Source organism: Sphingobacterium sp. DR205, assembly GCF_011064245.1.
GTDB classification, from domain to species: domain Bacteria; phylum Bacteroidota; class Bacteroidia; order Sphingobacteriales; family Sphingobacteriaceae; genus Sphingobacterium; species Sphingobacterium athyrii.
Window position 1 is genome coordinate 482,376 of the sequence record NZ_CP049333.1, and the last position, 13,052, is coordinate 495,427.

The 13,052-nt window shown below is 40.0% G+C and carries 7 protein-coding genes; all 7 read left to right on the forward strand.

Features of this window, described 5'->3' with window-relative positions:
• The first annotated feature begins 12 nt into the window (after nucleotides 1-12).
• Entirely contained in the window at nucleotides 13-732 is a 720-nt protein-coding gene (locus G6053_RS01945) for a basic secretory protein-like protein (protein WP_108636344.1), read from the forward strand.
• Nucleotides 733-742: 10 nt separating this feature from the next.
• A complete protein-coding gene (locus G6053_RS01950; RefSeq protein WP_108636343.1) occupies nucleotides 743-3,037 on the forward strand; it encodes a GH92 family glycosyl hydrolase in 2,295 nt (764 codons plus the stop codon).
• Between the two features lie 24 nt (nucleotides 3,038-3,061).
• Nucleotides 3,062-4,453 carry a HAMP domain-containing sensor histidine kinase gene (locus G6053_RS01955; RefSeq protein ID WP_108636342.1) on the forward strand — a complete coding sequence of 464 codons (1,392 nt, stop codon included), beginning with the start codon at nucleotides 3,062-3,064 and terminating at the stop codon, nucleotides 4,451-4,453.
• 10 nt (nucleotides 4,454-4,463) lie between these two features.
• The gene (locus G6053_RS01960; RefSeq protein WP_108636341.1) at nucleotides 4,464-5,162 is read left to right on the forward strand and encodes a response regulator transcription factor; all 699 of its coding nucleotides are present in this window, start codon (nucleotides 4,464-4,466) and stop codon (nucleotides 5,160-5,162) included.
• A 153-nt stretch (nucleotides 5,163-5,315) separates the two neighbouring features.
• Nucleotides 5,316-8,570 (forward strand): TonB-dependent receptor, encoded by a 3,255-nt coding sequence (locus tag G6053_RS01965; protein ID WP_108636340.1) that lies wholly within the window; start codon nucleotides 5,316-5,318, stop codon nucleotides 8,568-8,570.
• Nucleotides 8,571-8,590: 20 nt separating this feature from the next.
• Entirely contained in the window at nucleotides 8,591-10,513 is a 1,923-nt protein-coding gene (locus G6053_RS01970; RefSeq protein WP_108636395.1) for a RagB/SusD family nutrient uptake outer membrane protein, read from the forward strand.
• 174 nt (nucleotides 10,514-10,687) lie between these two features.
• Entirely contained in the window at nucleotides 10,688-12,976 is a 2,289-nt protein-coding gene (locus G6053_RS01975) for a GH92 family glycosyl hydrolase (protein WP_108636339.1), read from the forward strand.
• Nucleotides 12,977-13,052: the final 76 nt, after the last annotated feature.

A 13,052-nucleotide genomic window follows, 5' to 3' on the forward strand; every position in this document is an offset into this window, starting at 1 on the left:
ATAACTCTAATTATGAACTTTAATTTTTTGAAACAAGCATTGGCCATCGTCGGTCTGCTGTATTCTTTTTCAGTTTCGGCACAGGATAATTGGCAACATACCGAAAATGACCGTAAGGCAGCGGTGGATGTTGATAGCATTACCAAAAATGGATACACCTTGATCTGGATTAATAAAGACAAGGGGTTTAGTCCAGCCTTAAAGGATAGATTGGTGGCGGCGTATTTTACTAATTACCCCAAGCTGGCAAAGAAATATAATAACAAGACCATAAAAAAGGTATCCTTTGTCATTGACCCCGATTATAAGGGTGTAGCGGCTACAGCAGGTGGAATTGTCCGCTACAGTCCGGAGTGGTTTGCAAAAAATCCGGGCGATATAGATGTCGTAACGCATGAAGTCATGCACATTGTTCAGGCTTATCCAGATGGAGCCGGCCCTTGGTGGATTACCGAGGGAATAGCAGATTTCGTTCGGTTTGACGAAGGAATAGACAACGCTGGTGCAAATTGGAAATTGCCGGACTATACAGAGAAACAAAAATATACGGATTCATATCGTACGACGGCACGATTCCTTTATTGGATTAACAAAAATGTAAAAAAAGATTTTGTTAAAAAATTGGACGGAGCAATGCGAAATAAAACATATACCGATGATTTCTGGAAAGCACAGACCGGCAAGACGATTGACGAGTTATGGAGTGCTTATAGTCAAAGCCCTAAGATCTAATCCTGAAGTGATGAACGTAAGAAGTTTAGTTTGTGTCGGTTTACTATGTATTCCTTATTTTTTAAGGGCACAGGAAACCAAATTAATTCAATATGTCAAACCGCTTATAGGAACGGCACGGATGGGCCATACTTTCCCCGGTGCGACAGTTCCTTTTGGGGCAGTGCAGCTCAGTCCGGATACAGATACGTTATCGTATGCCGTAAATGGACAATACAATGGCGACGTGTATAAGTACTGCGCCGGCTACCAGTACGGCGACCCAACAATTGTGGGTTTTAGCCATACCCATTTTAGTGGTACCGGCCATTCTGATCTTGGCGATATTTTGATCATGCCAACTCAAGGTAAGGTACAGCTCAATCCGGGAACAGCGGATAAACCGCAGGAAGGATATAGGTCGCCTTATTCACATGCAAATGAACGGGCGGAGCCAAACTATTACAGTGTTTTGTTAGACAAACATCAGATTAAGGCCGAATTGACGACGACAACTCGTGTGGGGATCCATCGTTATACCTTTCCGCAATCTGATGCGTCGCATCTTGTCGTGGATTTAACGGCTGGAATTTATAACTACGATGGTAAAAATGTCTGGACGGTTGTCAAAGTTTTAAATGACTCAACTTTAGTAGGCTACCGCCAAACCAATGGATGGTCCCGGACACGTACCGTATATTTTGCGATAAAGACGTCCAAACCTTTCAAAAACTATGGTGCGAAATATGAAGATGGTAAGTCCGTATACAATGGTTTTTGGCGCAAGTTTGACCAGCAGCATAATTTCCCGGATCTGGCGGCTCACAACATCAAGTTGCATTTGGATTTCGATACCAAAGCGCAAGAATCCATCCAGATGAAAGTTGCATTAAGCCCTGTAAGTATGAAAAATGCACTCAGCAATATGGAAGCGGAAGCACCGAACTGGGATTTTGACGGCTACGTGCGTAGAGGGCAATCGGCTTGGGAAAAAGAACTTCAGAAGATTGAAGTGGATATGTTAAACAAGGAAGACTTGGTTAACTTTTACACGGCCATGTATCATGCCAGTCTAATGCCTACCATTTATATGGATCAGAATGGTGAATATAAGGGACTGGATCAGGAGATACATCGGGCTAAGGGATTTACGAACTACACCTCGTTTTCGCTCTGGGATACGTTTAGGGCATTCCATCCGCTGCTGAACTTAATTAATCCTTCCCGCAATTCAGACATTGTCGCTTCAATGATGGCACATTACGATCAGAGTGTATTGAAAATGCTGCCCATTTGGTCGCATTATGCAAACGACAATTGGTGTATGAGCGGTTATCATTCCGTATCCGTCATTGTTGACGCGATATTAAAAGGTGTCTATAAAGGCGATCCGGAAGCTGCTTTAAGGGCTTGTGTACAAACGGCAAACGCCCGTAATTATGAAGGAATTGGCGCCTATATCGATAAAGGATATGTCCCGGATGATGTGTCAGGTACTTCGGTATCCAATACACTCGAATATGCTTATGATGATTGGTGCATTGCGCAATTGGCAAAGAAGCTGGGTAAAGAAGATATCTATCAGACTTTTTCAAAACGGGCCGAAAGTTGGCGAGCACTTTATGACCCGACAATTGGTTTTATGCGGCCAAAAAACTCCCAAGGAAAGTTTAAGGAACAGTTTGATGTCCTAGATACACATGGACAGGGATTTATTGAAGGGAATTCGTGGAACTATAGTCTATATGTGCCGCATCAACCTAAGGAGATGATGGAACTTATGGGCGGTAAAAAGAAGCTGGAGACCTACTTGGATTCGTTATTTACGATGGAACTGCCGGATAAATATTTTGAGCATACCGAAGATATAACACGGGATGGTATTATTGGCAATTATGTCCATGGAAATGAACCATCCCATCATGTGGCTTATCTGTATAATATTACCCAAAGCCCTTGGAAGGCGCAGGCAAGATTGCGCCAGATTATACGGAATCAATATCACAATGGGCACGCTGGTTTAGGTGGAAACGATGACTGTGGACAAATGTCAGCTTGGTACTTGTTTACTGCACTGGGATTTTACCCTGTGGCACCCGGTGAGGATGCCTATTGGATCGGTAGCCCATTGGTGAAATCTGCGAATGTCAATCTAGAAAATGGCAAACGCATCTCCATTACTGCGCGTAATCAGTCTGAAAAGAATGTGTACGTCAAATCCGTAACATGGAACGGTAAAGTGCTGGATAATCTAAAATTATCCTATGCGAGTTTGATGAATGGTGGAGAATTAATCTATACGATGAGTAACAAACCAAATAAATAGAGAGATTAGGTACACGGATAAAAAATGAAGCGATCAGGCGTATATAAAACGATAGCTATCTGTTGCTTATTTTTATTTTTGATCTTGCAATACCTCATGCTCGTGCAATCATATGAGATAAAACGTAGTCACCTATTTCAGAAAGAGAAACAGGATATTAAGGTCGTGTATAACAGGTATATCTTGAATGATAAGATGTTTCCTGGGGGACAAAAGCTTGTTGACTCGACCTTAATGCCTCATATGAATCGCTTGAAATACTATCATCAGGAGGACAGGAAGGCTTTTGATGAATTAAGGGATAGTATTGCTGGACAATTGCTGTCCAAGCTTCAGAATAATCCTACAATAGACAGTTTATTTGAAGTGATTCGAGCGGAGACTCATTTAGGCAAGGATTTTGGTTATGCGCTCGTATTGAAGGATGTATCAGTAACCTTTGATGCCAAGAATTTTATTCCAATAATTGATTTTTCCAAGAATTATTTTATTCGGATTGGTGGTGAACCAAATTTCATTGAAAAAGACAACTTGGTTTCGGCAATGGCCATCGCTGCTAATAATAAGATGTCCAATCGTGTTGCATTTACTTTATACGTAGGTAACATAAACACTAAATACTCTGTAATAAAATCTATTTTTCCGCTATTGTTATTATCCGGCTGCTGTATTACCGGAATTGTGGGACTTTATTGGGTAACCTACAATAACTGGATGAAACAGAAACGTATGGCCGAGATGGCTTCTGATTTCATCAATAATGTTACGCATGAATTCAATACACCATTGACAACAATACGTATTGCCCTATCCAACATAGCGGTGAAAGTATCTGATGAAGAAAAAGTGAAAATTTCGCCTATACTTGAAACAATGGGACGACAGATAAAAAGACTGGATAGGCTTGTTAACAAAGCGATAGATCTAAGTGTTTTTAATCAGGAAAAGGTCATTTTGGAGCAACGGTATCTTTCAGTACTGATAGATCAATTCGGGCAAGATATTGTAATTTTAACTTCGGAATATACGAAAATTTACATCCTAATAGACAAGAAGGTTTCACCGGTAAAAGTACTTGTGCATCCGTTTATGTTTGTTACAATGTTGAATAACCTAGTGGAAAATGGTTTGAAGTATAACAATGAAAAATTGAAACATATTCATATTCATTTGAAATATTCCGCTGCAAATGAACTTTTGCTGATTGTTCAGGATAATGGAATAGGTATTGCCGAGAACCAACTTCCGCATATTTTTACCAAAGGATATCGAGGGAAATTACATTCTTCGAGCGATGGTCTGGGGCTCGGATTATTTTTTGTTCATGAAGTTATCCGTATTCATGGATGGAAGATAGAAGTAAAATCGACTGTAGGACAGGGGACGAAGTTTATTATTTATATACCAACACTATGAATATGTAAATATGTTAAAATATGGCCATATATTATTGATTGAAGACGATCTTGATTTGGCAGCCATGCTAATTGACTATCTTTCGGGCTGTGGATTTGAGGTTGTCCATGCAGTATCGGCAGAACAGGGTATAACCCGCTATCGCACGGATAAATTTGATATTCTTATTGTGGATATCCAATTGCCGAACTGGGATGGTTTTCAGTTTGTAGAATATATTTCAAAACTAAATAAAAAACAATTTGTACTCTTCCTTACCGCTAGGCTCTCGAAAACAGACAAATTACGAGGGCTGCGTCTTGGTGGCAATGATTTTATAACTAAACCTTTTGATGTTGAAGAATTAGCACTCAAGCTTCAGAATTATACCGTTAAGCATACTCTGGTCTCTCAACGGCCAATCAATGTAGGGGATATTAAGCTCAATGATCAGCTCTATACGATAGAATTTGGTGATAAATCCAAACAAGTTGTTTCTCCTCGGGAATTTGAACTTTGGACTTTCCTAGCGAATAAACCAAACGTGGTTTTACGGCGTGAAGAAATACTCATGGCTTTGTGGGGAGAAAACGACTATTTCCTAGGACGAAGCTTAGATGTATTTATCTGTAAGATTAGAAAAATGCTGAAAAGGTCGCGATATGTAGCAATAAAAACAGTCTATAAGGTTGGATTTATTCTAGAAGTGAGTAACGAGAATTGTCATTAACAATCGATTAACAACTTTCCTTTTCCTTTCTGTTTACTTTTACTAAAACGAATTAGTGTGCTGGTGCTGGTCTTTCTTAAAACGATATCTAGCCTGTTTGGTGTACAGTAATCCGTCAACCAATTGTTGTTTTAGTAAACCCGGAGTAAATTTATGAAAAGAAAGGTAATTCCATTATTTGTTACGCTGTCAGTGTGCAGCACATCTTATCTTCAAGCTGAATTAAAGACCGAATCCAGTCCAATTTATTTCCGACAAGAAGGTATTGTCATTGAAGGAACAGTTGTAAATAGTTCGACTGGGAAAACCATGCAAGGAGTTAGTATTGTCGTAAAAGGAAGCGGTAAATCTACCAAAACAGATGTTGCTGGTAAATACCGTATCGAAGTGCCTTATAAAGAGGCCACGTTAACATTTTCGTATATCGGATTTCAGCCGCAACAAATTGCACTCGAAGGACGATCCGTCATACAAGTCAGTCTGGTCGAAGATGTTAAAGCACTTGAAGATGTTGTTGTTGTAGGCTATACGACTCAGAAAAAACGAAATGTTGTAGGAGCCGTAGCTACAATTACGACAAAGGACCTCGTGCAGAGTCCAGCTGCAAATATCAATAATATGCTGGCTGGTAGGCTTCCAGGGCTGGTTGTCAACCAATATGCTGGTGGTGAACCGGGCGTGGATCGGTCTGAATTATTTATTCGAGGCAAATCTACCTATGGTAATCAGTCGCCTATTATCATTGTTGATGGTATCGAACGAGACATGAGCTATTTAGCTCCTGACGAAATTGAAACTGTTTCTATCTTGAAAGATGCAGCTGCGACAGCACCATATGGTATCCGTGGGGCAAACGGTGTAATTGTCGTCACGACAAAACGAGGACAGTCAGCTGACAAAGCGACAGTGGATTTTAAGGCCTCTTATGGTTTGAATGCGCCTGCACAATTGCCAGAACTACTGGGATCTGCGGATTATGCGACACTTTATAACGAAGCTTTGGTAAATGACGCAAAACTATCCGGCGGTAATATTGATAATCTGAAACTCTTTAGTCAGGATGCTATCGATAAATTTAGAAGAGCAAAGGGTGATAACTCTGATGGCCTGGGATATAATTGGGACTATTTTGATTACATTTTTAGAACTGCTCCCCAACACGAATATAACCTATCGATCCGTGGAGGAAACGAGGTTGCGAAGTACTTTGTAATGGGGGGGTACATGGGGCAGGACAATAATTATGATCACGTTGACCTGTCTAAATATAGTGTGGCTCCGAAATTCCAACGGTACAATTTTAGATCAAATATCGATGTCAATATTACGAAAAACCTGTGGGTTAAGTTAAACCTAGGGGCACGTATCACAAATCGTACGTCTCCGGGAACTTCGGCATCACGATTAATGACATTGGCGATGACCCAACCCCCCTATTTGCCCATTGTCCTAGAACCTAATAGCCAGTCGTCAACACAGAATTATTTGTTAAATAATCCATCAGGTTTATTGTTTGGTAATCAGATTTACCGGTTTAATGTATTAGGCGAATTGACCAGATCGGGATACCACACCGAAAAAAACACCTATTTGGAAGGAAGCTTTGCTGTAGGTTGGAATATGGACTTTATCACCAAAGGACTTTCTGTTGACGGGGTATTTTCTTATGATGCCAAAGAACAGCAGTGGGTTAGAAGAGAATTGGGGACATATAGTGAAGGCTATCGTGTTTACCCGAACTATGCAACTTTTCAACCTAGTGGTGGGATAGATACTTTCATGAACCCGGAATATTATAGTGGTACCTATACCAATGGTAACAAATATACCGTAGATCAAACTGTTGGAAATTCATTTACACAAAGTAGTCCGTTCAATAGGACTTTTATTCAAGGAAAAATCAATTACAATCGCTTATTCAATGAAAAGCATAGTGTTACCGGTATGTTATTATTTAACCGTTCAAGCCAGTCAGTATATGATGCGGGAAACTCAAGGGCAAGTGTGGATATCCGCTATCAGGGAATGACAGGACAATTTACCTATAATTATCTTGAGAAGTATCTAGCGGAATTTAATTTCGGCTACAATGGATCTGAGAACTTTATTGAGGGCAAACGTTATGGTTTTTTTCCGGCTGGTGCGCTGGGCTGGGTGGTTAGCAAGGAAAAATTTATGGATCACACTAAGGACTGGCTTAGCTTTCTTAAATTGAGGGCTTCAGTGGGACTTGTTGGCAATGATAAGATGCCTGGTGATGCGAGATTCGGCTATTTGGCATTTTTCCAAGGCGGAGATGGATACAGTTTTGGCGAGCAGAATTTTAACAATGGCCAAAGTGGATTACGCGAGGGGCGTCTGGCAAACGAGAATATAACCTGGGAAAAATCCCGTAAAACCAATATTGGTCTCGATATGGGTTTTTTAAAGAATAAGATGAATTTCAGTATCGATGTATTTGAGGATTATCGTTACGATATTATTACTGAGCTGGGGAATGATGATATTGGCTTTCCGAGTGTAGTGGGCAAAGGGTCTCCACTTATTAATATTGGAAAGGTACGCAATCGAGGAGTAGATATCGAAATGAGCTATTCAGATATGATAGGAGATAATTTTAGATTTTTTGTAAAACCGAATTTCACCTTTTCGCGGAATAAATTAGTTTATAGACAGGAAGTTCCCCGTCAATATGATTATAGGCAGGCGACCGGTAAAAGATTATATGAAAATTTTGTCTATGTTTTTGATCATTTTGTTAAAGATCAGGCAGAAGCAGATAAGCTGAATCAAAACCAGTTTCAACCATGGGGAATTGTAGGGCCTGGAGATGTCGTCTACAAAGACTTGAACGGCGATGGTAAAATTACCGACTTGGGGGATCGTACCGTTATGGGAAATCCACGAAGCCCAGAGATTCAGTTTGGATTACCTATCACATTGCAATATAAGGGGTTTGATTTCAGTCTTTTATTTCAAGGGGCATTGAATTCATCTATCTTATTGAAAGATGCTGCAGTATGGGATTTTCCAACCTTTGACCAGGATAAACTGGGGTCTGTAAGACCGATACATATGGGCCGTTGGACGACGGAAACAGCTGAAACAGCAACTTATCCCGCGTTACATATCGGTAATTCGGAAAACAACAAAAATAGTAATAGTAGTTTATTCTTATATGACGCAAAATATTTAAGGCTTAAAAATATTGAAATCGGGTACAACTTACCTAAAGACCTTATCAAAAGAATTGGTTTAAATCAGTTGCGTATATATGCGCAAGGAATGAATCTCTTTACTTGGTCAGGCCTCAAAGATTTGAGTATAGATCCTGAGATGGGTAATGCAAGTGGATATTGGTACCCCATCTTAAAAGTCTACAATTTTGGGATAAATCTTAATTTTTAATCGTTATGAATATGTTTAAAATGAGAAATATAATTTTTTCTATAATGGGTATTGTCATATTGATGATGACAGGCTGTAACAAATATTTGGACAAATTACCAGATGATCAATTAAGAGAAGATGAAGTGTTTACGCGTTATGAGAAAGTAAATCAGCTTGTTACAGACGTTTATAACAAAGCAAAGAATGTGAATCAGCCTATTTCATGGTTTTATCATTTTTCAAGTGCTGCCATCACAGATGAAGCAGAGGGCTCTACGGTAGAAGGAAATATTACAAATAGATATAATACTGGGGACTGGAATATTAATGAACTGCCGGGAGATAATGGACAATTCTGGAATAGTATGTATGACGGTATCAGGCGTACAAATGTTATTTTGGAGGGTATAAAAAAATATAATACACCCGACGATATTTTGGAGCCGGGATCGCTACCTATGCGCGTAGGGGAAATTTATTTCTTAAGAGCTTATTTCCATTTAATGGCTGTTCGAATTTATGGTGAAGTTCCCTATATCGATCATGTCATTACTGCAACAGAGAACATGAATTTTGAACGGGAATCAGTGCATATGGTTATAGAAAAAATTGTGGCTGACGCGACTTTAGCCTATAATGCTGTTCCGGAAAAGTGGGAGGGACAAAATTTTGGTCGGATTGATAAAGGTGCATGTCTAGGCTTGATAGCAGAAGCACGGTGGTTAGCTGCTACCCCACTTTGGAATGGAGCAGGTGAAAAAGGATATACTGGGAGTCGTAAATTTGAGTCAGAATATGCAAGCAGTAACACACAGCGTTGGGTAAAAGCCAAAGAAGCTGCAAAGGCGGTCTTAGATTTTACAGTAGCCGGAGGGAAACGTTATAGTCTGTACCAAAAATACTCAAATACGGACTTTGGGGATAGCGGTGGACAAAATACAAGTAATTCGACCGTTTATACTCGACTCTGGCAGATGTTTTATGATATGGAAGCATTTAAGAACGAGTATGTCTTGTTTTTTACCAGGTATAAAGGAGAGGGGTGGTTTGGAGATGTCTATCCACCCAGCAGGGGCGGAGGAGCCCGTCAAATGCCGGTTCAGGAACAAGTTGATGAATATGAGTACATTTCCCCTAATGGTTTTGGCTATCCAGTGTATAGCGAACAAGCGAAACAAGATGGCTACGATGACGGAAGCCCTTACACATCAGTAAAGAGAGATCCACGATTCTATCGGGATATTATATTTCATGGCGCTACTTTTAGAGGGGGAAATAATAACCCTTCTCAAACCAATGTAGCAAGCGGAGCGGATCAAATCGGAGCCAATAATGCAACTCGGACAGGATATTATTTGAGAAAATTTCTGCAAGAGGCTTGGAATAAAAACGGTAGTGTGACTATCAGTGCTCCGCCTGTATGGAGGTTACCGGACTTTATTTATATTTATGCCGAGGCGGTCAATGAAATAGACGGACCAACGCAAGAAATTTATAATTTGATAAATCAAGTTCGGTCGCGATCATTCATGGCACCAATGCCATTGAGTACGCTTTCGAACAAAAATTTAATGCGTGAATATATCTATCGTGAACGAAGAGTGGAGTTTTTTTATGAGAATAAAAGGGCTTTTGATAGCAGGTTATACCTAGAACCCAGCAGTACAGTAGAAAAGGCAAAATATCAAACTTTTACTGCAGCGGGAACCACCAATAGTGAGCGGAGTATTAATTATTGGAAGAATAACAATAGCTCATATCCTAAGCTTCAAAATATGATCAATGGGATGCGTCCGATTGAAGATGTAAATGGTAAAATTCAAATTGGTGACAAAAAGTATCGAATGGAACGTTTTTTTGTAGAGAGTAGGGTTTTTAATACCCCTACCCATTATTTATTTCCTATTTTGAATTCTGAACTTCAAAAATCACCTACCTTGGGGCAAAATCCCGGATGGTAATATGTCCATAAGGAAACTCTCACATTCAAGCAAGGTTTGGAAGTGGGAGTTTCTTTGTAACCATCTTGTGAAAAACAGGGCTTTATTTGCTTATATTTAAAATTCTTAATTATATTTACTAATACGTTTTAGCTTGTAGGCTGTTTTTCAGACAGCACCAACCAGATCAATATCATGTTCAATATTAAAAAATTAACAGGCGCTATCCTTTTTCTTTTCGCAGCTCAGGTGAGTATGGCACAGCAATCCTCGCCAGTAGACTTTGTAAACCCGCTCATAGGTACAGAATCTAAATATGAGTTGTCTAACGGAAATACCTATCCTGCCATTGCACGTCCCTGGGGAATGAATTTTTGGACCCCGCAAACAGGCAATATGGGCGATGGGTGGGTATATACATATACTGCTGATAAAATCAAAGGATTTAAGCAAACACATCAGCCTAGTCCCTGGAATAATGATTATGGCCAATTTTCTTTGATGCCCATGACGGGTAAACCACAGTTTGATCAGGAAAAACGCGCGAGCTGGTTCTCGCATAAGGCCGAAATTGTGAAACCTTATTATTATAGTGTTTATCTGGCAGACCATGATGTGACTACAGAACTTACACCTTCACAGCGCGCGGCTGTTTTTCAATTTACTTTTCCAAAAACAGACAACGCCTACGTTATTATCGATGCATTTGATAAAGGATCTTACATCAAGGTGATACCTCAAGAAAATAAAATTATTGGCTATTCGACAAAAAATAGCGGTGGTGTTCCGGACAATTTTAAGAATTACTTTGTCATTACTTTCGATCGGCCTTTTTCCTACAAAGCCGGTGTAACGAATGGTAATATTAAAGACAATCAGCTGGAAGTTCGGGATGATCACGCTGGGGCGATCGTAGGTTTCCCTTCGTTAAAAAGGGGAGAGAAAGTAGTGGCCAAAGTTGCATCTTCCTTCATCAGTTTTGAACAGGCAGCGCTTAATCTGAACGAAGTAAAGTCCAAAACATTTGAACAGGTTGCCATGGAAGGCAAGGAGCAATGGAATGAAGTGTTAGGCCGTGTCCAAATTGAAGACAATAATATTGATCGCCTGCGTACTTTTTATTCCTGCCTTTACCGTTCGACATTATTTCCACGGGATTTCTCGGAAATTGATGCTTCTGGAAAAAGAATCCATTATAGTCCCTACAATGGACAGGTTTTGCCTGGTGAGATGTTTACGGATACAGGTTTTTGGGACACATTCAGAAGCTTGTTCCCACTTTTAAATTTATTGTACCCGTCGATGAACGACCGTATGCAGGCTGGTTTGGTAAATGCTTACAAGGAAAGTGGCTATTTACCAGAATGGGCGTCACCCGGACACCGTGCATCTATGATCGGTAATAATTCTGCTTCAATAGTAACAGATGCCCTGATAACCGATCGAAAAGGTTATGATAAAGAGGTGCTTTGGGAGGCCCTAAAACATGGAGCCCATAACGCTTATCCCAAACATTCCTCTACCGGACGCTTTGGCCATGAATATTATAACAAATTGGGATACATTCCAGCAGATGTAAAGGTAGATCAGAATGTGGCAAGGTCACTGGAATACGCTTATAACGATTGGTGTATTTATGAATTTGGAAAGACGCTGGGGAAACCAAAATCCGAAACAGCCATTTATGCGCAACGTGCGATGAATTATAAAAATCTTTTTGATCCCACGACAAAGTTGATGCGGGGCAAAAAATCGGATGGCTCTTTTGTGGACAATTTTGATCCTAGTGCTTGGTCTCGGGAGTATACGGAAGGTAATGCCTGGCATTGGAGCTTTTGTGTATTTCATGATCCCCAAGGGCTAATTGATTTGATGGGCGGAAATAAATCTTTTGTTGCTATGTTGGATACCGTGTTTATTATCCCGAGTTATGAAGGAATGAAAAGCCGTAGCATGATCCATGAGATGCGCGAAATGCAAGTGATGAATATGGGGCAGTATGCACATGGTAATCAGCCTATACAGCATATGCCTTATCTCTATAATTATGCGGCAGAACCATGGAAGGCACAATACTGGGTTCGTAAGATCATGGATAAACTATATCTCCCGACGCCAGATGGTTACTGTGGAGATGAGGATAATGGACAGACCTCGGCTTGGTATGTTTTTTCATCACTGGGATTTTATCCTGTATCCCCGGGTTCGGGAGAATATGTGATCGGTTCGCCTCAGTTTGATAAAGTAACCTTGAAACTCGAAAATGGTAAAGAAATACGTATCCATGCAGCGCAACAGGGAGTAGATCAGGTCTATGTGGATCAACTTTCCTGGAATGGAAAAACTTATGATAAAAACTATATCCGTTATTCAGACTTATTGGGTGGTGCAAATCTGAATTTCAAGATGAGCGCAGAACCGAATAAAAATAGAGGTATCAAGAGAGAAGATGCACCCTATTCGTTCAGTAATGAAAAACGTTAAATGAAGCTTCAGTGAATAACAGGCTTTAAAGATCAATTGATAATGTATATATTGATCCGATAAAATGTAAATATTT